Annotated in this window: 20 protein-coding genes; 8 read left to right on the forward strand and 12 right to left on the reverse strand. The window is 75.7% G+C overall.

Features of this window, described 5'->3' with window-relative positions; translation table 11 throughout:
• The first annotated feature begins 27 nt into the window (after window positions 1-27).
• The gene (locus JQN70_RS10020; protein ID WP_204131185.1) at window positions 28-576 is read left to right on the forward strand and encodes a hypothetical protein; all 549 of its coding nucleotides are present in this window, start codon (window positions 28-30) and stop codon (window positions 574-576) included.
• Window positions 573-1,925, forward strand: coding sequence for an ABC1 kinase family protein (locus JQN70_RS10025; RefSeq protein ID WP_204131186.1), 1,353 nt, complete (start codon window positions 573-575; stop codon window positions 1,923-1,925). Before JQN70_RS10020 ends, JQN70_RS10025 begins: the two co-directional genes overlap by 4 nt.
• 1 nt (window position 1,926) lies before the next feature.
• Here JQN70_RS10025 and JQN70_RS10030 read toward each other — a convergent pair whose 3' ends face one another.
• From JQN70_RS10030 to JQN70_RS10050, 6 genes are all read right to left on the reverse strand, one after another.
• The gene (locus JQN70_RS10030; protein WP_204131187.1) at window positions 1,927-2,124 is read right to left on the reverse strand and encodes a hypothetical protein; all 198 of its coding nucleotides are present in this window, start codon (window positions 2,122-2,124) and stop codon (window positions 1,927-1,929) included.
• 2 nt (window positions 2,125-2,126) lie between these two features.
• Window positions 2,127-2,699: an HhH-GPD-type base excision DNA repair protein gene (locus JQN70_RS10035; RefSeq protein WP_204131188.1), complete on the reverse strand. Its 573-nt coding sequence runs from the start codon at window positions 2,697-2,699 to the stop codon at window positions 2,127-2,129.
• A gap of 121 nt (window positions 2,700-2,820) precedes the next feature.
• A complete protein-coding gene (locus JQN70_RS20500; RefSeq protein ID WP_255546879.1) occupies window positions 2,821-2,952 on the reverse strand; it encodes a hypothetical protein in 132 nt (43 codons plus the stop codon).
• A gap of 43 nt (window positions 2,953-2,995) precedes the next feature.
• The gene (locus JQN70_RS10040; protein ID WP_204131218.1) at window positions 2,996-3,283 is read right to left on the reverse strand and encodes a WhiB family transcriptional regulator; all 288 of its coding nucleotides are present in this window, start codon (window positions 3,281-3,283) and stop codon (window positions 2,996-2,998) included.
• Window positions 3,284-3,492: 209 nt separating this feature from the next.
• Complete coding sequence (locus JQN70_RS10045) at window positions 3,493-3,738, reverse strand: hypothetical protein (RefSeq protein ID WP_204131189.1); 246 nt, start codon at window positions 3,736-3,738, stop codon at window positions 3,493-3,495.
• A 161-nt stretch (window positions 3,739-3,899) separates the two neighbouring features.
• Window positions 3,900-6,017 (reverse strand): ATP-dependent DNA helicase UvrD2, encoded by a 2,118-nt coding sequence (locus JQN70_RS10050; RefSeq protein ID WP_239111355.1) that lies wholly within the window; start codon window positions 6,015-6,017, stop codon window positions 3,900-3,902.
• A 77-nt stretch (window positions 6,018-6,094) separates the two neighbouring features.
• Here JQN70_RS10050 and JQN70_RS10055 point away from each other — a divergent pair, with 77 nt between their 5' ends.
• Window positions 6,095-6,355 carry a mycoredoxin gene (locus tag JQN70_RS10055; protein WP_204131190.1) on the forward strand — a complete coding sequence of 87 codons (261 nt, stop codon included), beginning with the start codon at window positions 6,095-6,097 and terminating at the stop codon, window positions 6,353-6,355.
• Between the two features lie 25 nt (window positions 6,356-6,380).
• Here JQN70_RS10055 and nudC read toward each other — a convergent pair whose 3' ends face one another.
• Window positions 6,381-7,313 carry an NAD(+) diphosphatase gene (gene nudC, locus JQN70_RS10060; protein WP_204131191.1) on the reverse strand — a complete coding sequence of 311 codons (933 nt, stop codon included), beginning with the start codon at window positions 7,311-7,313 and terminating at the stop codon, window positions 6,381-6,383.
• Between the two features lie 41 nt (window positions 7,314-7,354).
• On the opposite strand from nudC, the gene JQN70_RS10065 reads away from it, so the two are divergent.
• On the forward strand, window positions 7,355-8,629 hold the full coding sequence (locus tag JQN70_RS10065) for a phosphotransferase (RefSeq protein WP_204131192.1): 1,275 nt from the start codon (window positions 7,355-7,357) through the stop codon (window positions 8,627-8,629).
• On the opposite strand, the gene JQN70_RS10070 is transcribed toward JQN70_RS10065, so the two are convergent.
• From JQN70_RS10070 to moeB, 4 genes are all read right to left on the reverse strand, one after another.
• Entirely contained in the window at window positions 8,601-11,858 is a 3,258-nt protein-coding gene (locus tag JQN70_RS10070; RefSeq protein WP_204131193.1) for an ATP-dependent helicase, read from the reverse strand. The genes JQN70_RS10065 and JQN70_RS10070 overlap by 29 nt on opposite strands.
• The gene (locus JQN70_RS20895) at window positions 11,855-14,959 is read right to left on the reverse strand and encodes an ATP-dependent helicase (protein WP_204131194.1); all 3,105 of its coding nucleotides are present in this window, start codon (window positions 14,957-14,959) and stop codon (window positions 11,855-11,857) included. The genes JQN70_RS10070 and JQN70_RS20895 overlap by 4 nt, the downstream gene beginning before the upstream one ends.
• Before the next feature lie 197 nt (window positions 14,960-15,156).
• Window positions 15,157-15,588 carry a DUF1810 domain-containing protein gene (locus tag JQN70_RS10080; protein WP_204131195.1) on the reverse strand — a complete coding sequence of 144 codons (432 nt, stop codon included), beginning with the start codon at window positions 15,586-15,588 and terminating at the stop codon, window positions 15,157-15,159.
• An 8-nt stretch (window positions 15,589-15,596) separates the two neighbouring features.
• Entirely contained in the window at window positions 15,597-16,781 is a 1,185-nt protein-coding gene (gene moeB, locus JQN70_RS10085) for a molybdopterin-synthase adenylyltransferase MoeB (protein WP_204131196.1), read from the reverse strand.
• A 91-nt stretch (window positions 16,782-16,872) separates the two neighbouring features.
• On the opposite strand from moeB, the gene JQN70_RS10090 reads away from it, so the two are divergent.
• The 3 genes from JQN70_RS10090 (at window position 16,873) to JQN70_RS10100 (ending at window position 18,278) form a co-directional block, all read left to right on the forward strand.
• On the forward strand, window positions 16,873-17,496 hold the full coding sequence (locus tag JQN70_RS10090; protein WP_204131197.1) for a TetR/AcrR family transcriptional regulator: 624 nt from the start codon (window positions 16,873-16,875) through the stop codon (window positions 17,494-17,496).
• 117 nt (window positions 17,497-17,613) lie between these two features.
• Window positions 17,614-17,844: a DUF3107 domain-containing protein gene (locus JQN70_RS10095; RefSeq protein ID WP_204131198.1), complete on the forward strand. Its 231-nt coding sequence runs from the start codon at window positions 17,614-17,616 to the stop codon at window positions 17,842-17,844.
• A 173-nt stretch (window positions 17,845-18,017) separates the two neighbouring features.
• Window positions 18,018-18,278, forward strand: coding sequence for a GlsB/YeaQ/YmgE family stress response membrane protein (locus tag JQN70_RS10100; protein ID WP_204131199.1), 261 nt, complete (start codon window positions 18,018-18,020; stop codon window positions 18,276-18,278).
• Window positions 18,279-18,342: 64 nt separating this feature from the next.
• Here JQN70_RS10100 and JQN70_RS10105 read toward each other — a convergent pair whose 3' ends face one another.
• Complete coding sequence (locus JQN70_RS10105) at window positions 18,343-19,011, reverse strand: ferritin-like fold-containing protein (RefSeq protein ID WP_204131200.1); 669 nt, start codon at window positions 19,009-19,011, stop codon at window positions 18,343-18,345.
• A 186-nt stretch (window positions 19,012-19,197) separates the two neighbouring features.
• On the opposite strand from JQN70_RS10105, the gene JQN70_RS10110 reads away from it, so the two are divergent.
• The gene (locus tag JQN70_RS10110) at window positions 19,198-20,751 is read left to right on the forward strand and encodes a DEAD/DEAH box helicase (protein ID WP_204131201.1); all 1,554 of its coding nucleotides are present in this window, start codon (window positions 19,198-19,200) and stop codon (window positions 20,749-20,751) included.
• The last annotated feature ends 102 nt before the right edge of the window (window positions 20,752-20,853 follow it).

Here is a 20,853-nt window from a genome sequence, read left to right on the forward strand (position 1 = left end):
ACGGCAGCCACGGGACGGGAGGTCGGCATGGACGCGGCGCGCGGACCGGTCGTCGTCGACGGGTGGGGCCGGCTCGCCGACGAGGTCAGCGCCCAGCTGCGCCGCTGTCGGGTCGAGGTGCGGGCCGGGGCGCACGCCGCCGACGCCGCCGAGCTGGCCCTGGCCGCCGGCTCCCCCGCACCCTCAGCGGTGGTCCTCGTCAGCGACGGCCACCGGCCCGGGTGGGTCGACGCGCCCAGCCTCGCCGCGCCGTGGGAGTCCGCCGGGGTGCCGGTGCTCCCGCTCGCGGGCGGTGACGGGTCGGTGGTCGTCGGCCCGCTCGTCGTCCCGGGGCGTTCGCCCTGCCTCGGCTGCGCCGCCGGCGCGGTCCCCCGCCCGGGGCCCCGGGCCGCCGACCCGCCGACCGTCGTCCTCGCCGCCGCCGTGGCCGTCGTCGTCACCTTCGCGGTCGGGCGGGGCGACCTCTCGCTGGCCGGTGTCTCCACCGAGGTCGGCCCCCGTGGGACCTCGGTCCTGCACAGGGTCTGGACCTCCCGTCCCGGCTGTCGGTGCTCGTCGGTGAGAATGGCGGGGTGAGCGAGCGCGAGAGAGAGATCCCCGGCTCCTCGATCGCGCGCGCCGCGCGACTGGCCGGGCTCCCGCTCGGGCACGCCGGACGCGCCGCGCTCGGGGTCGGCAAGCGGGTCGGCGGCCGCCCGGCCGAGGCCGTCGCCGCCGAGCTCCAGGCCCGCACCGCCGAGCAGCTCTTCTCCGTGCTCGGGCAGCTCAAGGGTGGCGCGATGAAGTTCGGGCAGGCGCTGTCGGTCATGGAGGCCGCGATGCCCGAGGAGGTCGTCGGGCCCTACCGGGCGACCCTCACCCGCCTCCAGGAGTCCGGTCCGCCGATGGGCGCCGACCGCGTGCACGCCATCCTCGCCGAGGAGCTCGGGCCGCGGTGGGCCTCCACCAAGCTCGTGGAGTTCGACGACACCCCGGCGGCGGCGGCCTCCATCGGCCAGGTGCACCGCGGCGTGTGGCGCGACGGCCGCGAGGTCGCGGTGAAGATCCAGTACCCCGGCGCCGGCAAGGCCCTGCTCTCCGACCTCAACCAGATCGCCCGGGTGGCCCGGATGGCCGGGTCGATGGTGCCCGGCATCGACGTCAAGCCGATCATGGACGAGCTGCGGGCGCGGATGTCCGAGGAGCTCGACTACTCCCTCGAGGCCCGCCACCAGCGGCACTTCGCCCGGGCCTTCGCCGGCGACGACGACGTGCTGGTCCCCGACGTCCTCGTCGAGTCGCCCCAGGTGCTCGTCACCGAGTGGGTCGAGGGCACGCCGCTGGCCCGGGTCATCGCCGAGGGCACGCAGGAGCAGCGCGACGAGGCGGCCTCGCTCTACCTCGAGTTCCAGCTCCGGGCGCCCACGCGGGCCCGGCTGCTGCACGCCGACCCGCACCCGGGCAACTTCCGGGTCACCCCGGACGGCCGGCTCGGGGTCCTCGACTTCGGGGCCGTCAACCGGCTCCCCGACGGCCTGCCCCCGGAGATGGGCGGCATCCTCACGGCCGCCCTCGCCGGGGACGGTGACGAGCTCGTCCGGGTGCTGCGCCGGGCCGGGTTCATCCGCCCGGGCATCGAGATCGACCCGCAGGGGCTCGTCGAGTACCTCGAGCCCCTCGTCGAGCCGATCCTCCACGAGGAGTTCACCCCCAACCGGGCGTGGCTGCGCGGTGCCGCGGCCCAGATCCAGGACCCGCGACGGCCGCAGTTCCTCGTCGGGCTCAAGCTCAACCTGCCGCCCGAGTACCTGCTCATCCACCGGGTCTGGCTCGGCGGCATCGGCGTGCTCAGCCAGGTCGGCGGCACGGTGCCGCTGCGCGAGATGATCTGCGCCTACCTCCCCGGTGTCGACGAGTCCCGCCTGCCCCCGGACCCCGGCGCCTAGCTCACCACCAGGCCGAGTCGAGCTTGCCCTCGATGCTGCGCAGGTGGCGGCGGCTGCACGCCGCGCAGGTCCAGACCTCGCGGCCGTTCTCGGTGCCACGGCTCCACGTGAGGGCGGCGGTGGGGGCCTCGTCGGGGGTCGGGGTCGCGCCGCAGGTGGCGCAGACCATCGCGGCGGCCTCGGCGGACCCGCCGGGCATGCTCAGGCCTTGGCCTTCGCGGCGGCCTTGGCGGCCTTCTTGAAGTCGCGGACCTTCTGGAGCGACTCGGGGTCGACGACGTCGGCGACGCTGCGGAACGACCCGGCCTCGGCGTAGGCGCCGCAGGCGTCCTCCCAGCCGTCGGGACGGACACCGAGCTGCTTGCCGAGCAGGGCGGCGAAGATGCGGGCCTTCTGGTCGCCGAAGCCCGGGAGGGCGCGGATGCGGGTGACGAGCTCGGCGCCGGTGCTCGCGGTGCTCCAGAGCGTCGACGCGTCGCCGGCGTACTCGTCGCGGACGACGGCGGCCAGCGCCTGCACGCGGCCGGCCATCGAGCGGCCGTAGCGGTGGATGGCCGGCGGCGTCGCGCAGAGGTCGGCGAACGGCTCGGGGTCCGCGGCCGCGACCTCGGCGGGGTCGAGCGTGCCGAAGCGCTCGAGGATCTTGGCCGGACCGGCGAAGGCGCGCTCCATCGGGAACTGCTGGTCGAGCAGCATGCCGACGAGCAGCGCGAACGGGTCCTCGGAGAGCACCTGGTCGGCGGCGGGGTCCTGGGCGATCGTCAGCGCGGCCATGGGCTCAGCGTAGCCAGCACGGTCGACGCGACGGCGCGCCAGAAGTCACGCTCGCGCAGGGGTGGAACGGGCACCGCCCCCGACGCGGTGTCGGGGGCGGTGCGCGGTGCGGGCGCCGTGCTCATCGGACGATGGCGTGGACGACCGCACGCATCTGCTCGCGGTTCGCCGCCTCGCGCTCCCGGCGCTGCGTCTCGTGGACGTCGCGCTGGTGCACCATGCGGCGGATGCGCTGCATCCGGCGTGTGTACATCGTGGTTCTCCTCATCAGGTGTTCGGTTGCGGTGCACCGCCGTTCAGGCGGCGACCTCGGTCTTGCGGGGGCGGCCGCGGGGGCGCTTGCGCGCCACGACCTCGCCCTGGACGAAGTACTCCCCGCCCCAGACGCCCCAGGGCTCGCGACGGTCGAGCGCGCCGGCGAGGCAGGTCTCCCGCACCGGGCAGGTGCGGCAGAGCGCCTTGGCGAACTCGACGCCCTCGGGGGTGTCGGCGAACCACAGCTCGGCGTCGTTCTCGCGGCAGGGGATCCCCTCGCCGTCGATGACGGCCGTGTCGTGCAGGTCGAGAAGGTCGGTCAGCTGCATGGGGGTGTCACCTCCGTTCGTCGAGCGCCGGGTGTGGCGCGGGCTGGTACTCGGGGGGCGGTGCGGGTCGCGCCGCTCGCTGGTGGTCGTCATGTCTGCTGGTCCTCGCGTGGTGGTGGTCTGTGGTGCCCGGTCCCCCGGGGGTGCATACGAGAAAGGCCGCGGATCCCTGGGGGGATCCGCGGCCTCGAGGTGGTGGCTACCTGGTGCTAGACAGGTGGCCCCTCGAGGCGGAGACGAACGGATCCCGTGGTCGGGAGGGCGATGCCGAAGCCGGCGGTGCCACCGGCGACGACGCGGTCACGCATGCCGAGAGCGGCAGCGGACACGGTGCGCCCCTGGACCTGAGCCCGATCGACCGCGTGGGCGGTGTTGGAGCCGTACCAGACGGCATCGGAGGTCGTGCAGGCAGCAGCCATCGCCGGCGTGCCGTTCGTCGACATCGTCTTCTCCATCGGTTCCAACCCTCCTTCGCGGTCTCGGTGCTGGGTCCGTGCCCGGGCGGGCACGCGAGGTGTTCCCCGACACTGTAGGACCCGCCGCGAACGCGCGGCAACGCATTAATACCGGCGTGCGGTCGAACAGTGGCCGAACGTGAGGCGAACTGCCCTGCGGCTCAACCGTTCTGCGCCTCGGAAAAATTCTTCACAATCGTGAGGACATCGTCACCGAAGCGCTCGAGCTTGGCGGGACCGACACCGTTGATGCGCGACAGCTCGCGGGTGTCGGCGGGCTCACGCTCGGCGATGGCCGTCAGCGTGGCGTCGGTGAAGACGACGTAGGCCGGCACGTCGAGCTCGCGCGCGGTCTCGAGACGCCAGCCCCGCAGCTCGTCGAAGAGCTGCTCGTCCATCGTTGGGGGGCAGGCGGTGCACCGGCCGATGGTGCGCTCCTTGGCCGTCGCGAGCCCGCCGCCGCAGACGCGGCAGACGGTGGGGGCCGCGGCCCGTTCCTTGGCCGAGGCCTTCTTCCGGCGCGGCTGGCTGCGGGCACCCGCGCCGAGGACCGACTCGGTGCCGTCGAGGAAGCGCGAGGGCCGTCGGGTCCCCTTGGCGCCGGGCGTGCGGGCGCGGGCGTACGAGAGGACGAGGCGGTCGCGGGCCCGGGTGAGCCCGACGTACAGGAGCCGTCGCTCCTCCTCGATCTCCTCGGGAGTGTCGGCCATCGTGATGGGCATCAGCCCGTCGAAGCAGCCGACGAGGAACACCGTGTCCCACTCCAGGCCCTTGGCGGCGTGCAGCGAGGCGAGGGTGACCCCCTGAACCGTCGGCGCGTGCTGGGCGGCCGCCCGCTCGTCGAGCTCACGGACGAACACCGGCAGCCGCGCCTCGGGGTCGAGGGCCGCGACGTCGTCGGCGAGACCGGCCAGCGCGGCGAGCGACTCCCAGCGCTCGCGGGCCGCTCCCCCGGACGTCGGCGCCTCGCGGGTCCAGCCCGCGCCGAGCAGCACGTCGCGGACGAGGTCGGGCAGCGGCACCTCGCCGTCGTCGGACCGGGCCGCACCCCGCATGAGCACGATGGCGTCGCGCACCTCGCGACGCGAGAAGAACCGCTCGCCGCCGCGCACGAGGTACGGGATGCCTCGCTCGGCGAGGGCGGACTCGAACTGCTCGCTCTGCCCGTTCGTCCGGAAGAGCACCGCGATCTCGGACGGGGGGTGTCCCGCGGCGACGAGGTCGGCGATGCGGGCCGCGACCTGGTCGGCCTCGGCGGGGTCGTCGTCGGCGACGAGGAGCTCGGGCACGACGCCGTCGTCGCGCTGGGCCCGCAGCTCGACCGAGCCAGCCCGCCGCCCGCCCCCGGGGCTGCGCAGCACGAGGTTGGCCAGGCCGACGACCTGCGGGGTGGAGCGGTAGTTGCGTACGAGCTCGACGACCCGGGCCTGCGGGTGGGCCGAGCGGAAGCCGAGCAGGTGCTGCGGCGAGGCGCCGGTGAACGAGTAGATGGTCTGCGCGGGGTCGCCGACGACGCAGACGTCCTCGCGCCCGCCGAGCCAGAGGTCGAGGAGGGTCTGCTGGAGCCGGTTGACGTCCTGGTACTCGTCGACGACGAAGTGCCGGTACTGGCCGCGGACGGCGCGGGCCACCTGCTCGTGCTCGCCGATGATGCCGGCCGTGAGCAGCAGGACGTCCTCGAAGTCGATGACGCCGCGGTCGGACTTGACGTCCTCGTAGGTGGCGATCATCCGGGCCATCGCCGTGGCGTCAAGACCGGCGGGTGGCTCGCGACGGGCCCGGGCCGCGCCCGCGGGGTAGGTGTCGGCCGTGAGCATCGAGACCTTGGCCCACTCGATCTCGGAGGCGAGGTCGCGCACGGCCGGGGAGTCGAGGCGCAGGCGCAGCCGGCCCCCGGCCTCGGCGACCGCGCTCGCCTTGTGCGGCATCACCTCGGGGGCCGCCCCGCCGACGGCCTGCGGCCAGAAGTAGTGCAGCTGGCGCAGGGCCGCGGCGTGGAAGGTGCGGGCCTGCACACCGCCGACCCCGAGGTCGCGCAGGCGGGTGCGCATCTCGCCAGCGGCGCGGGCGGTGAAGGTGACGGCGAGCACGCGCTGCGGCTGGTAGGCGCCGGACAGGACGCCGTAGGCGATGCGGTGGGTGATGGCCCGGGTCTTGCCCGTGCCGGCACCCGCGAGGACGCACATCGGGCCGAGGGGGTGCGCGGCGACCTCGCGCTGCTCGGGGTCGAGCGCGTCGAGCACGTCGTCGGCGCCGGGGTGCACGGGGAGGAGGGACATCGGGTCGATCCTAGGTCGCGGTGCCGACGGTCCCGGCGCCCGGGAAGGCCGATGGCCGTTCCGCTGTTGACGACCCCATGAGCACCCCCGCAGCGCCCGCCGCCGGCACCGTGACGATGTTCTCGACGACGTGGTGCGGCTACTGCCGCCGCCTCAAGGCCCAGCTCGAGCGCGAGGGCATCGCCTTCACCGAGGTCGACATCGAGCGCAAGCCCGACGCCGCCGACTTCGTCATGCTCGTCAACGGCGGCAACCAGACCGTGCCGACCGTGCTCTTCCCGGACGGCTCCGCCGCGACGAACCCCTCGCTCGCCGAGGTCCGCGAGCGCCTCGGCTGAGCCGGGTCGTCGTCGCGAGGCGACCTCAGCGCAGGGCGACGTCCGGGGCCTCGGCCGGTCCGCCGTACCAGTGCTCGAGCAGGCGGCGCGAGATGGACACCCGCCCGGACACCGCGAGCGAGCCGTCGGCGACCGCCGCCGCCAGCTCGTCGCGGGTGAACCACCGGGCGGCCTCGATCTCGGTGTCCTGGAGGGTCAGTTCGGTGGAGAGGGCACGCGCCGTGAACCCCAGCATCAGCGAGGTCGGGAACGGCCAGGGCTGGTCGCCGAGGTAGGTCACGTCGGTGACCTCGACGCCCACCTCCTCGGCCACCTCGCGCGCGACGGCCGCGGCGAGCGTCTCGCCGGGCTCGACGAAGCCGGCCAGCACCGACATCCCGTTGCCGCGGAACCCCTTTCCCCGCGCGAGGAGGATGCGGTCGTCGGCGTCGACGACGGCCATGATGACCGCCATGTCGGTGCGCGGGTAGTGCTCGCTGTCGTCGGCGCGGCAGTGCCGGACCCACCCGGCGAGCACCGGGACGGTCGGGCGGCCGCAGCGCGGGCAGTACCCGTGGCTGCGGTGCCAGTTGGCCAGCGCCAGCGTCGTCACGAAGATCGCGGCGCCCAGGTCGTCGAGCCGGGCACCCGCCTGCCGCAGGGTCCGCAGCCCCTCCGGGGCGACCGCGCCCTCGGGCAGGTCCTCGGCCACCCCGAGGTGGTGGGTCCCGCCCGCCTCGCCGAGGTAGACGACGAGGTGGTCGGCGTCCACCGGCTCCGGGGGGCCGAGCCGGACGCGCAGGCCGCCGTCGCCGGCGTCGAGCACCTCGGCCGCATCCCCCCGGAGCCGGAAGACCCGGGTGGTCGGGTCGGCGAGCAGGCGGGTCAGCAGCGCGGGGTCGGTGCGCAGGTCGGCCCGACGGTCGAGGACCTGTCGGGTGAGGGCGACGTCGGGGAGGAGATGGTCGGCTCGGGCCACGCGTCCCAGCCTAGGCGGCGGTCACGGCCTACCGTGGGGGCGTGGACCGCAGCCCCTCATTCCTCGCGGCGCTGGCCAGTGCCGCCGTGCCGGGCCTCGACCCGGTGAGCGTCGAGGCCCTGCCCACCCTGCCCGGCCAGTCCTTCGACGTCGCCTTCGTCCAGGACCAGGAGCACCGGCGGTGGGTGGTGCGCGCGCCGCGCACCGACGTCGCCGGGGCCGAGATGGACCGTGCCGTCGCCCTGCTCGGGCTGCTCGCCCGGCGGCTGCCGTTCGCCGTGCCCGCGCCGCGCGGCTTCGTCGCCCTCGAGCAGGGGGGTCGCGCCGCCGTCTACCCCTTCCTCCCCGGGCACTCCCTCGAGCTCGGCGCGCTGCCGCCCGGCCCCGGGCTCGCCGCCGAGCTGGGGCGGGCGCTCGCCGCGCTGCACAACACCGACCCGGCGCTCTTCGAGGAGGCCGGCCTACCGAGCTACGACGCCGACGCCTACCGCACCCGCCGGCTCGCCGAGCTCGACCGGGCCGCCGAGACCGGCCGGGTGCCGACCAGCCTGCTCACCCGCTGGGAGAAGGCGCTCGAGGACGTCACGCTCTGGCGCTTCGCCGCCGTCCCCACCCACGGCGACCTCACCGGCGAGGAGGTGCTGGCCGTCTTCGACGACGACGCCGACTCCTCCACCGGCCGGATCAAGGCCGTCACCGGCTGGGAGGACGCCAAGGTCGCCGACCCCGCCGACGACTTCGCGGCCCTCGTCGCCGAGGCCTCCCCCGAGGCCGTCGAGACCGTCCTCGAGGCGTACGCCCACGCCCGCGTCGAGCGCCCCGACGCCAACCTCCTCGTCCGGGCCCGGCTGAGCGCCGAGCTGGGGATGCTCACCCGGCTCATGGACGCCCTGGCCCGCAAGGACGTCGCGGCGGTCGAGGTGCTGGCCACCCAGCTGCGCCGGCTCGACGACCAGGTGCACGCCACCGAGGACCTCGACGACGACGACTACCGCCGCACCTCGCTCGCCCCGGTCTCGGTGCGCACGCGGATGACGCCGCCGCCGGCCCTCGTCGTCGACGAGGACGACGACGAGCAGCTCCCGGAGGTGCCCGCCGAGCGGGCGGACGAGCCGGCTGTCGAGGACGAGCCTCCCGTCGACGAGGACGAGCCCGGCGTCGTCGAGCCGCCGTCGCCGGCCCGGGGGGCCCCGCCCGCGTGGCTCGAGATCGACCCCGAGGAGGCCGTGACCCCGGAGCCCTCCGGCGACGGGGACGAGGCCGCGGACGGCGACGACCCCGACGACATCAGCGAGCAGCGCCGAGGACTCGGCTGAGCTCGGCCTCGCCCGGCAGCTCGGGCCACACGGTCTCGCCGGTCGCCGCGTGGAAGAACGCGCCCCGCACCCGCTCGGGCCCGACCCCGCGCAGCCGGGCCCACGCGAGCCGGTAGGCCCCGAGCTGGAGGGCCCGGGCCCGCCCGCGCTCGCCGGTGGCCGGCGCCCCGGTCTTCCAGTCGACGACCGTCCACAGCGGCTCGCCGTCCTCGCCCTGCTCCTCGAAGACCGCGTCGACGCGGCCGCGCACCGCGATGCCGTCGAGGACGGTCTCGACGCTCGTCTCGACCTCGACCGGGGTCATCGCGGCCCACGGCGAGGCGAGGAACGCCGCCCGCAGCGTCGCGAGGTCGGCGCCGTCCGGGTCGTCGGCCGAGCCGGGCAGCGCGTCGACGTCGACGATCGCGGCCCGGGAGTAGTGCTCCTCGACCCAGGCGTGGAAGGCGGTGCCCCGGCGGGCGGCCAGCGTCGGCGGCTGCGGCATCGGGCGCCGCAGCCGGCTCGTGAAGGCCACCGGGTCCTCGGCGAGCGCGACGAGCGCGGAGGTGGACAGGTGCGGCGGCAGCGGCACGTCGACGTCGGCCCCGGCGCGGCGGCGGGCCCGCTCGTCGAGGAGCATCGCCAACTCGGTGTCCCACGGGCCGGCACCCGGTGCGGGGGCCGAGGCGGCGGCGTCGGCGACCGCCCGGGCCGGGGCCAGGAGGCGTTCGCGGCGCTCGAGGTGGTCGAGCGTCGGCCAGACGACGGTGGCGGTCTCGGCGGTGCGGGGGTTCTGCGGTGCCGGCTCGTCGACCGGCGGGAGGTCGACCCACGGCCCGGGGACGACGGCCGCGGCGGCGCGGACCTCCTCGAGGAAGCGGGACGTGACGCGCGGGGTCGACGCCGAGCCCCAGACGTGCGCGGTGAGCAGCAGGTCGGCGCGGGCGCGGGTCGTCGCGACGTAGGCGAGCCGGCGCTCCTCGGCGACCCCGTGCTCGGCGACCGCCCGGGTGAACCGCTCGTGGGCCTCCTGCACCGAGTCCCAGTCGTGCGGGTCGGCCCAGCCGAAACGTGGGAGGCCGTCGCGGTCGCCGCGCAGGTCGTAGGGCAGCGTCGCGAGACCGACGAGCCACCCCCTGTCGTTCGGCTCGGCGTGGCCCCAGGCGTCGCCGACGACCTTGCCCTGCGTCGCGGAGTGCGCGGGGAACGAGGACTCGACGAGGCCCGGTACCGCGACGACGTCCCACTCCAGGCCCTTGGCGGCGTGGACGGTCATCACCTGGACCGCGTCCGGGCGGGCCTCCACCCAGCCGAGGTCGAGGCCGCGCTCCTCGTCGACGGCCGCCTCGAGCCAGGCGAGGAAGCCACCGAGGCTCGCGCGGTCGGCGCTGGCCCCGAACGTCGCCGCGACGTCGGCGAAGGCGTCGAGGTGCGCGCGCGCCGCACCGGGGCTGTACCCGGGGCGGGCGAGGACCTCGATGTCGAGCCCGAGGGCCACCTCGGCCTCGGCGACCAGCTCGGGGAGGCCGAGGCCGGTGAGCGAGCGCAGGCGACGGACGGCGGCGCCGAGCCCGTCGAGTCGGGTGAGCGCGACCGGGGCGATCCGCTGGCCCTCGTCACCGACCCACGTGGCGGGCGGCAGGTCGTCGAGGGCCTCGATGATGCTCGCGCGCTCGCCGGCGTCGGGCGCGAGGTCGGCGCCGCGCCCGGGGCGGCGGATGCCCTGCCGCGCGCGCGACCACTCCCCCAGCCCGTCGAGGTCGGCCGCCCCGAGGCGGCAGGACGGCCCGGTGAGCAGGCGCATCAGCCGGTCACCGCGGGTGGGGTCCTGGACGACGTGGAGCAGCGCGACGAGGTCGGCGACCTCGGGGGTGTGCAGCAGCCCGCCGAGGCCGACGACCTCGAACGGGACGCCGGCGGCCTCGAGCGCCTCGACGACGGGGTCGAACTGGGATCGCTTGCGGCACAGCACCGCTGCCGTCGAGCGGCCGGGCCGGGCCATCCGCCGGGACACCCAGTCGACGACGTGCCGGGCCTCGTCCTCGAGCGTCGCGAGGCGGGCGACGGCGACGTGCCCCGGCCCGGCCCCCGGGCGCTCGGCGAGCTCGCGGACGTCGACCCGCGCGGCCGCGGCGAGCGGGGCGGCGACGACGTTGGCGGCAGCGAGGACCGACCGGTCGTTGCGCCAGCTCGTCGACAGGTGGAGGACCTGCGCCGGGCCGCCGTCGCGGAAGTCGGTGCGGAAGCGGTCGAGGGTCGTCGACGACGCACCGCGCCAGCCGTAGATCGACTGGTGGGGGTCGCCGACGGCGGTGACGGGCACCGGCTCGCCCTTGGCGACGAACAGCGAGCGGAGCAGCTGGAGCTGGGCCTCGGAGGTGTCCTGGAACTCGTCGAGGAAGACGGCCCGGAAGCGCCGGCGCTCGGCCGCCCCGACCTGTGGCACGAGGAGGGCGAGACGCGCGGCCAGCGCCATCTGGTCGGCGAAGTCCATCGCGTCGCGGGAGCGCTTGAGCGCGTGGTACGCCTCGACGAGCGGGACGACGGCGGCCCGCTGGCGCAGCACCGCGACGGTGTCGCGCATCGGGTTGGTGCGCTTGCGGGAGCCGTCGGGCTTGACGAGGGCGTCGAGGGTCGCGACGACCTCGGCGAGGTGCGCGGCCACCTCCGCGGGCTCGACGAGGTGCTCGGCCAGCTCGCCGGCGAGGTCGACGACCGCGGTCGTCACCGTGGCCTCGGCCTTGTCGACCTCGTCCATCGGGCCGTCCCACGCGACGACGGCCTCGTGGGCGAACTGCCAGGCCGCCGCCTCGGTGAGGAGCCTGCTCTCGGGCTCGACCCCGAGGCGCAGCCCGTGCTCGCGCACGATCCGCCCGGCGTAGGCGTGGTAGGTGGAGACCGTCGGGGTGTCGTCGAGGACGGCGGCACCGTCCTCCTCGGCCGGGGTCCACAGCCCGGCCTCGCGCAGCGTGGCGAGCCGGGCGACGAGCCGCTCGGAGAGCTCACCGGCCGCCTTGCGGGTGAAGGTGAGGCCGAGGACCTCGTCGGGGCGCACCAGCCCGTTGGCCACGAGCCAGACGACCCGCGCCGCCATCGTCTCGGTCTTGCCGGACCCGGCGCCGGCGACGACGAGCAGCGGTTCGAGCGGGGCCTCGATGACGGCCGCCTGCTCGGGGGTCGGCGCGTACGGCTGGCCGAGCTCCTTGGCGAGCTCGACGGCCGACCACCGGTGTGCCGGAACGGTACTCACAGGCGTCGCCCCTCGGGCTGAGCCGGGCAGGAGTCCTTGACCTGACAGGTGCCGCACACCTCGCGGGCCGGGAGTGCCGTGAAGGTGGCGGCGGCCATGCCCTCTGCGGTGGCCTCCAGGAGGTCGCGCGCCCAGGTCGGGTCGACGGGGTCGTCGGCGAGGGGCACCTGCACCTGGAGCGTCGTCGCCTTGTTCGCGGCCCGGCCGAGCTGGAGGAGGGCCGCGCCGCCGGAGCCCGACCCGTGCTCGGCGAAGGCGCCCGCCTCGACCGCGAGCTGGTACGCGCCGAGCTGCCCGTGGCGGGCGAGGTCGTCTTTGGTCGGCTTGCGCGACCCGGTCTTGAGGTCGACGACGCGCACGCTGCCCCCCGGACCGACCTCGACGCGGTCGACCGTGCCGCCGACGACGGCGCGGCCGAGCGCCACCCGCATCGCCTGCTCGGACGCGGCCCGTCGCCACCCGCTTGCGTCGGCCTCGCGGTGGTACGTGGCGAGCCGGTCGGTCATCGCCGTGGCCCGGGCGAGGTCTCGCCGGGAGAGCCATCCGGGAGGCAACCCGAGCCTGCCCCACCGCTTCTCGAGCTCGGCGGCGTAGGCGGCGGTGTCGGTGTCGCCGAGGTCGTGGGCGACCTCGTGGACGAGCGTGCCGATGTCCTGGGCACCCATCGACGGGCCGTCGCCGCCGCTGGCCCGCAGCACCCACTGGAGACCGCACTGACCGAAGCGGTCGACCATCGAGGGCGAGACGCGGACGGGGACGCCCTCGGCGCGGCGCGGGCGGTCGTCGGTCGTCGCGCGCAGGGACCACCACTGCGCCGGGTCGGCGCCGGGCACCCCCTCGCGGGCGAGCCGGGCGAGGGTCGTGACGGCCGCGCCACGCAGGGCGGGGTCCGCGTGGAAGAGGGTGCGCCGCAGCTCGCCGACGAGCCCGGGGAGGGTCATCGGGCGCGGCACGTCGGTGAACGGCCGGGCGTCCGGACGGGGGTCGACGACGTCGAGGTACGGCGAGGGCTGCTCGTCCTCGCTGCGCACCGCGGTGACGACCAGCCGCCGCCGCGCGCGGCTGACCGCCACGTGGAAGAGCCGGGTCTCGTCGTGCCGGACGAGGGCCCGGGCGGCCCGCGGCGAGGTGTCGCGGCCGAGCACGGCGTCGACGAGGTCGGCGGAGCCGAGGAGCGAGCCGCGGAGCCGGAGGTCGGGCCAGATCCCCTCCTGCACACCGGAGACGACGACGAGGTCCCACTCGAGGCCGGCCGCTGCGGCCGGCGTGAGGAGCGCGACGGACTCGCCCTGCACGGTTCGGGCACCGAGGGTGTCGCCGGCGACGTCCTGCCCGAGCAGGTGGTCGAGGAAGGACGCGGGGGTGGAGCCGGGGAGCCGGTCGACGTAGCGGCCGGCCGCCTCGAAGAGCCCGAGGACGGCGTCGAGGTCACGGTCGGCACGTGCACCGGCCGGACCACCCGCGAGGGCGAGCTCCCGCCACGGGGTCGCGAGGCCGGACGCGCTCCACATCGCCCAGAGGACCTCCTCGACGCCGTCGCCGTCGCGCAGTCCCTCGACGGCGGCGGTGAGGACCCGGTGGACCCGGCGGGCGGGCGCGGCCTCCGGGCCGACGTGGTCGAGGGCCGCGGGCGTGAGCACCACCTCGGCGAGGAGCACGTCGCTGGGGCGCCCGCCACCGGCCTCGAGCTCGAGGCGGCGCAGCGACCTGCGCAGGCGTCGAAGGCTCACGGCGTCGGCCCCGCCCAGCGGGGAGGTGAGCACGTCGACGACGACCTCGGGGTCGAGGGCCTCGGCGCCGCCCAGCACCTCGAGCGCGCTGCCGAGGAGGGCGAGGAGCGGCCGGACGGCCACCTCGTCGCGCACGGGGAGGTCGGCGACCGCGGTGTCGAGCGGGACGCCGGCCGAGCGCAGCGCTCGCCGGAGGGTGGCCGTGCGCGAGCCGCCGCGCACGATGACCGCCATCCGCGACCACGGCGTCCCGTCGAGCAGGTGGGCCTCGCGGAGCAGGCCCGCGACGAACGCTCCCTCCTGCGCCCCGGTGCGGAGCAGGTGCGCCTCGGCGCGGGCACCCGGCTCTGCGTGGACCGGCCCTGGGCGACGGTGGCCGGCGCCGCCGACGACGCCGATGTGCGTGACGACCCGATGCACCGCCTCGGCCACCGGTGCGGCACACCGGTGTCCGGTGCCGAGGAGGTGCGTGGGCGCGTCGGGCCAGGCCGTGAGGAAGAGCCGGGGGTCGGCACCGCGGAAGGTCTGGGTGGCGGCGTCCGGGTCGCCGGCGAGCACGAGCGGGGCGCCCGTGCCGGCGGTGACGACGGCCAGCAGGCGCAGGGCGGCGGGGGTCAGCTCCTGGGCGTCGTCGACGACGACGAGCCGCAGGCGGCGGCGCAGCCGGTCGAGGGCCGCGTCGTCGGTCTCGAGCAGGTCGGCGGCCGCGGTGAGAATGGCGGCCGGGTCGAAGGCACCGGGTGCGCCGAGGGCGGTGACGTCCTCGTACTCGCGCAGCACGGCCGCGCCGGCCGACCACTCGGGACGGTCGTGGGCGGCGGCGAGGGCCTCGAGGTCGGCGGGGGTCAGGCCGAGCTCGAGGGCACGCATCAGCAGGTCGCGCAGCTCGGCACGGAAGCCGCGGGTGCCCAGGGCCGGCTCGACCGACGTGGGCCAGGGCGGTGCCGGGGTGTCACCGGAGGCGTGGCCGGCGAGCAGCTCGCGGAGGATGACGTCCTGCTCCGGGCCGCTGAGCAGGCGGGGGGTGTCGCCACCCTCGAGGGCCGCGGCCTCGCGGAGCAGCCCGAACCCGAACGACTGGTGGGTGCGCGCGAGCGGCGTCGTGGTCGTGCCGCCGACCCGCACGGTGACGAGGTCGCGCAGCCGGGCGGCCGCGAGCCGGGTGGGGGCGAGCAGCAGGCAGCCGTCGGCCGGCGCGCCGTCCTGCACCACCGCCCGGACGACCCGTTCGACGGCGACGGTGCTCGTGCCGGTGCCGGGGCCCCCGACGACGCGCACGACCGGGGCGTCGGCGTCGACGGCCGCCCGCTGGTCGGCGTCGAGGGGCGGTGCCGTCGCCGGACCGGGGGTGGGACGACGGAGGACGAGCACGACGCGATTCCACCACGCCGGGCCGACACCGGGCGTGACGACCCGGACGGCGGGCCAGGTGCGCTGGGTCGAGGTGATGTTCGACCGCCGACGGGTCCCGTTTCACCTCGACCCAGCCGGCGTCCCCGCGGGTCGAGGTGATGTTCGACCGCCGACGGGTCCAGTTTCACCTCGACCCGGCGGTGGCGTAGCCCGACTCAGGGTCGCAGCAGGGCGATCGTCGCCGGGTCCTCCTCGCCGCCGAAGTACCGCGCGAGGACAGCCCGGAACACCCCGCCGGCGCCCTCCCCGGAGGCCCGCGCGAACAGCGTCATCGACGACCGCAGCTTCAGGGCGTCGATGCCCCCGAGCACCGCCACCGGGTCCGAACCCGGCAGCCCCAGCAGCGCCTCGCAGCACTCGACGAGCCGGGCCCGCAGCACCGCATCGGCGAGGTACGCCCGCGCCTCCGCGAGCCCGTCGACCCCGAAGAACACCGCCGTCGGGCTCTGCCCGAGCCCCGCGACCTGCGGGAAGACGAACCACATCCAGTGCGACCGCTTCCGCCCCGCCCGCAGCTCGGCCAGCGCCGTCGCGTACGTGCCGCCCGAGTCCTGGGCGGTACGGAAGCGCGAGACATCCTGTGCCACAACAGGTCCTAGTACGTCGGCACCGACGGGTCGACGTCACGCGACCACGCGAGCACCCCGCCCAGCACGTCGACCGCGTCGACGCCCCGGGCGCGCAGCAGGTCGACCGCCTCCGCCGAGCGCCCACCCGACTTGCAGTGCACGTACACCCGGCCCCCGGACCCCGGCACGTCCTCGCCGCGCCGGACCCGCCCCACCGGCAGCAGCACCGACCCGGGGATGGCGGCCACGTCGCGCTCGCCCGGCTCGCGGACGTCGAGCAGCGTGAACGCGGCGCCGCCGGACTCCCGATCGCGCAGCAGTGCCGCCAGCTCGGACACCTCGACACCCGGCCGGCCGCCTTCCGCGACAGCAGGTTCCGTGCCCTCGGACGCCCGCTTGGTCGCCCAGCCGAGGGGCCGAGCGACCTCGGCGCCGGCGCCGCACACGCGGCACGCCGGGTCGCGGCGCACCGGCACGGCGTCCCACGTCTGGCGCAGCGCGTCGTGGACGAGCAACCGCCCGACGAGGACCTCGCCCACCCCGGTGACGAGCTTGACCGCCTCGGTCGCCATGACCGACCCGACCGACGCGCACACCGCCCCGAGCACCCCGCCGACCGCGCACGACGGCACGGCGTCCGGCGGCGGCTGCTGCGGGAAGACGCAGGCGTAGCAGGGACCCTCGCCGGCCCACCAGACCGACACCTGCCCGTCGAACCGGTACACCGACCCCCAGACGTGGGGGACGCCGAGCCGCGCGCAGGCGTCGCCGACGAGGTAGCGGGTCGGGAAGTTGTCGGCTCCGTCGAGGACGAGGTCGTAGTCGGCGAGGACGGCCAGCGCCGACCCCTCGTCGAGCCGCTCGCGGTGGCGCACCACCTCGGTGTCCGGCGAGACGGCGAGCACCGCCTCCGCCGCGGAGTCGACCTTGGCGCGGCCGACGTCGGCGACCCCGTGCACGACCTGGCGCTGGAGGTTGGTCACCTCGACGACGTCGTCGTCGACGACCCCGATGGTGCCCACCCCGGCGGCGGCGAGGTAGAGCAACGCCGGCGACCCCAGCCCCCCGGCGCCGACGACGAGCACGCGCGCGGCCCGCAGCCGGCGCTGGCCGTCGAGGCCGAGGGCGGGCAGCAGCAGGTGGCGGGCGAAGCGGCTCCGCTCGGCGGCGGTGAGCTCCGGACCCGGCGGCACCAGCGGGGGACGCGCCATGCCGGCGAACCTAACACCGACGTGGTCCGCTCCCCCGGTCCCGGGCTACCCGTCCGTAGGATGACGAGCCACGCCACCCGCCGGAGGACCCATGACCAGCAGCACCACGACCGCCCGCAGCCCGCGGATGCCGCGCAGCGAGCGCCGCGCCCAGCTGCTCGAGGCCGCGCAGGCCGTCTTCGTCCAGTCGGGGTACCACGCCGCCGCGATGGACGAGATCGCCGAGCGCGCGGGTGTCTCGAAGCCGGTGCTCTACCAGCACTTCCCGGGCAAGCTCGACCTCTACCTCGCCCTCCTCGACACGCACTGCGAGACCCTCGAGCAGCTCGTCCGGCGCGCCCTCGAGCACACCGACGGCGACAACGAGCAGCGTGTCCGGGCCACGGTGGCCGCCTACTTCGACTTCGTGAGCCGCGAGGACGCCGCCTTCCGGATGGTCTTCGAGTCCGACCTCACGAGCGTCCCGCAGGTCCGGGCCCGCCTCGACGCCGTCGAGCTCAGCTGCGCCGAGGCGATCAGCGAGGTCATCGCCGAGGACACCGGGGTCGACGACGAGCGCGCGCTCCTCCTCGGCTCGGCGCTGGCCGGGATGGCCCAGGTCGCGGCCCGGCACTGGCTGGCCCAGGACGGCGACATCCCCGAGGGCGAGGCGGCGCGCATCATCAGCCTCCTCGCCTGGCGCGGCCTCGGCTCGTTCCCGAAGGTCGGCGGCTGAGCCCTCGGCGAACACGCCCCCGGTCCCGGAACAGCCGCCGGGCGGCGCCCGTTAGCCTGAGCGCGAGATCCCACCCCGCGGGCCCGGCCCGCGACGAACCCGAAAGGTGTGTGCCCCGTGGAGGTCACCATCGGCGTCCAGAACGTCGCCCGCGAGCTCACCGTCGAGACCGACGCCGACGCCACCGAGGTGGGCAAGGCCGTCGACGCGGCGCTCGCCTCCCCCGACGCGGTGCTCCGGCTCACCGACACCAAGGGCCGCACCGTCCTCGTCCCGGGCCGCGCGGTCGGCTGGGTCCAGGTCGGCGAGTCCGAGAAGGGCCGGGTCGGCTTCGGCGCCATCTCCTGAACGTTTGGTCACCATCGCTGACCTGCACCGATAGCCCTCGGGACAGGCCGCGTCGAATGTTTGACGAACCTTCGTCGAAGGTCTAGCGTCGAGGACGCCCCGGGTCCCCCGGAGCCCGCGCCTCCGGTGCGGCCGGAGCAGTCCAGGGGCGTCCCGCCCCGAAAGGAGCCACCGTGGTCCTCGGCATCATCGGCACCATCATCTTCGGCGCCATCGTCGGCATCCTCGCCCGTCTCGTCCTGCCCGGCCGGCAGGCCATCAGCATGCTGATGACCGTCGTCCTCGGCATCGTCGGCGCGCTCATCGGCTACTGGATCTGGGGCGCCCCCAAGGACGACGGCAGCATCGACTGGCTGCGGTGGATCACCTCGATCGCCGTCGCCGCCCTGCTCGTCGTCGGCTACGAGCGGTTCGTCGCCTCGAAGAAGGCCTGACCCCTCCCGTCGAGCACGCACGAGGCCCCCACCACGCGGTGGGGGCCTCGTCGTGTGCGTCGGCCTAGGAGTCCAGACCCATCCGGGTCATCCGCCGCTGGTGGTTGTCGGTGAGCCGGGTGAACATCCGGCCGACCTCGCCGAGGTCGACGCCACCGCCGACGAGCAGGGCGGCCATCGCCTCCCGCTCGACGGCCACCGCCTGGGCCTGCGAGAGCGCCTCGCCGAGCAGCCGCCGCCCCCACAGCGCCAGCCGGCCCGCGGTGCTGCGGTCGGTGCGGATGGAGTCGCGGACGATCTGGACGACGAAGTCGGCGTGGCCGGCGTCCTCGAGCGCGCCCTGCATGACCCCCTGGGTCTCCTCGTCGACGAAGGCCGACATCTCGCGGTAGAAGTCCTTGGCGATCCCGTCGCCGACGTAGGCCTTGACGAGACCCTCGAGCCATCCCCGCGGACGGGTGCGCTCGTGGAAGGCGGCGATCGGGGCGACGAACGGCGCCATCGCCGCCTCGGGGTCGATGCCCCGGCCCACCATGTGCTCGCTCAGCTGCTGGTAGTGCAGGTAGTCCGTGGTCGCCAGCTGGCCCATCTGGGACTTGAGGGACAGGGTCGGCGCGACGTCGCAGTCGGCCGCCATCCGGATGAAGGCGGTCAGCTCGCCGTACGCGAGGACCCCGAGGAGGTCGACGACGGCGGCGTCGTAGCCGGGGGCCTCCGACGGGTCCTGGTCCATGTCACCGGAGCCTAACGGTAGGATGTGGGGGTCAACGGTGCCCGGTCGGCACGCAGAACAGTGACCATGACGGGCGAGCGCCACGAGTCCCCCGGGACGCCGCGACCGCCCTCGAAGACCTCCGATCGGCCCGCAGCTCCTGCGCTCGCGCGCACCCCGCGCGCCTGCCGATCCGGAAGAGAGTCCATGACCGACGTCGCCGACGCCCCGACCACCGAGACCCCCGCAGACCCCACCTTCGCCGACTTCCCCATCCACGAGGACATCGTCGGCGCGCTCGCCTCGCACGGCATCACGAGCCCCTTCCCCATCCAGGCGATGACCCTCCCGGTGGCCCTCGGCGGCCACGACATCATCGGCCAGGCCAAGACCGGCACCGGCAAGACCCTCGGCTTCGGCATCCCGATGCTCAACCGCGTCGTCGCCCCCGGCGACGAGGGCTTCGCCGACCTGCCGTCCGCCGGCAAGCCGCAGGCCCTGGCCGTCGCCCCCACCCGCGAGCTCGCCGTCCAGGTGGCCGGCGACCTCGAGCGGGCCGGCGCGACCCGCGGCATCCGCGTCCTCACCGTCTACGGCGGCCGCGCCTACGAGCCCCAGGTCGAGGCGCTCAAGCGGGGCGTCGAGGTCGTCGTCGGCACGCCGGGCCGGCTCATCGACCTCGCCCAGCAGGGCCACCTCCAGCTCGGCCACGCGCGCATCGTCGTCCTCGACGAGGCCGACGAGATGCTCGACCTCGGCTTCCTGCCCGACGTCGAGAAGATCCTCGCGATGACCCCCGCCGGCCGCCAGACGATGCTCTTCTCGGCGACGATGCCCGGCGCCGTCGTCACCCTGGCCCGCCGCTACATGAACCAGCCGACGCACATCCGCGCGATGGGCGACGACCAGGAGAACGCCCACACCGTCAAGGCCGTCGAGCAGTTCGTCTACCGCGCGCACGCGATGGACAAGGTCGAGATGCTCGCCCGGATGCTCCAGGCCGAGGGCCGCGGGCTGACCATCGTCTTCAGCCGCACCAAGCGCACCGCCGCCAAGGTCGCCGACGACCTCGTCGAGCGCGGCTTCGCGGCCGCCGCCATCCACGGCGACCTCGGCCAGGGCGCCCGCGAGCAGGCGCTGCGCGCGTTCCGCAACGGCAAGGTCGACGTCCTCGTCGCCACCGACGTCGCGGCCCGCGGCATCGACGTCGAGAACGTCACGCACGTCATCAACTACCAGTGCCCCGAGGACGAGAAGACCTACCTGCACCGCATCGGGCGCACCGCCCGCGCGGGCAACACCGGCACCGCGGTCACCTTCGTCGACTGGGACGACCTGCACCGCTGGGGGATGATCAACAAGGTCCTCGACCTCGGCATCCCCGAGCCGATGGAGACCTACTCCTCCTCCCCGCACCTGTACTCCGACCTCGGCATCCCCGAGGGCACAAAGGGCCGGCTCCCCCGCGCCCAGCGCACCCGCGAGGGCCTCGACGCCGAGGTGCTCGAGGACCTCGGCGAGACCGGTCGCTCCGGCGGCCGGGGCACCGGTCGCGGCGGCCGTGACGGCGGCCGGGGCGGTCAGGGCCGCGGCGGGCGCGACGGTGGCCGGGACGGTGGCCGTGGTGGACGCGACGGCGGCCGGGGCGAGCGCTCCGAGGGCGGCCAGCGCTCCGGCGAGGGCCAGGACCGACCGCGACGCAGCCGCAACCGGCGCCGCACCCGCGGCGGCAAGCCGGCCGGCGAGGGCGCCCAGGGCTGACGCCCGCTCCCCGGACGAGGGGGGGGGGGGGGGGGGGGGGGGGGGGGGGGGGGGGGGGCGGGGGGCGGGGGGGGGGGGGGGGCGGCGGGGCGGGGGGGGGGG

Origin of the sequence: Phycicoccus sonneratiae (genome assembly GCF_016887965.1) — a bacterium.
Classification (GTDB): domain Bacteria; phylum Actinomycetota; class Actinomycetes; order Actinomycetales; family Dermatophilaceae; genus Phycicoccus; species Phycicoccus sonneratiae.

Coding starts and splice junctions, on each gene's coding strand:
- JQN70_RS10020 (WP_204131185.1), top strand. CDS start 28: ATGGACGCGGCGCGCGGACCGGTCGTCGTCGACGGGTGGGGCCGGCTC.
- JQN70_RS10030 (WP_204131187.1), bottom strand. CDS start 2,124: ATGCCCGGCGGGTCCGCCGAGGCCGCCGCGATGGTCTGCGCCACCTGC.
- JQN70_RS10035 (WP_204131188.1), bottom strand. CDS start 2,699: ATGGCCGCGCTGACGATCGCCCAGGACCCCGCCGCCGACCAGGTGCTC.
- JQN70_RS20500 (WP_255546879.1), bottom strand. CDS start 2,952: ATGTACACACGCCGGATGCAGCGCATCCGCCGCATGGTGCACCAGCGC.
- JQN70_RS10040 (WP_204131218.1), bottom strand. CDS start 3,283: ATGCAGCTGACCGACCTTCTCGACCTGCACGACACGGCCGTCATCGAC.
- JQN70_RS10045 (WP_204131189.1), bottom strand. CDS start 3,738: ATGGAGAAGACGATGTCGACGAACGGCACGCCGGCGATGGCTGCTGCC.
- JQN70_RS10050 (WP_239111355.1), bottom strand. CDS start 6,017: ATGTCCCTCCTCCCCGTGCACCCCGGCGCCGACGACGTGCTCGACGCG.
- JQN70_RS10055 (WP_204131190.1), top strand. CDS start 6,095: ATGAGCACCCCCGCAGCGCCCGCCGCCGGCACCGTGACGATGTTCTCG.
- moeB (WP_204131196.1), bottom strand. CDS start 16,781: ATGGCGCGTCCCCCGCTGGTGCCGCCGGGTCCGGAGCTCACCGCCGCC.
- JQN70_RS10090 (WP_204131197.1), top strand. CDS start 16,873: ATGACCAGCAGCACCACGACCGCCCGCAGCCCGCGGATGCCGCGCAGC.
- JQN70_RS10105 (WP_204131200.1), bottom strand. CDS start 19,011: ATGGACCAGGACCCGTCGGAGGCCCCCGGCTACGACGCCGCCGTCGTC.
- JQN70_RS10110 (WP_204131201.1), top strand. CDS start 19,198: ATGACCGACGTCGCCGACGCCCCGACCACCGAGACCCCCGCAGACCCC.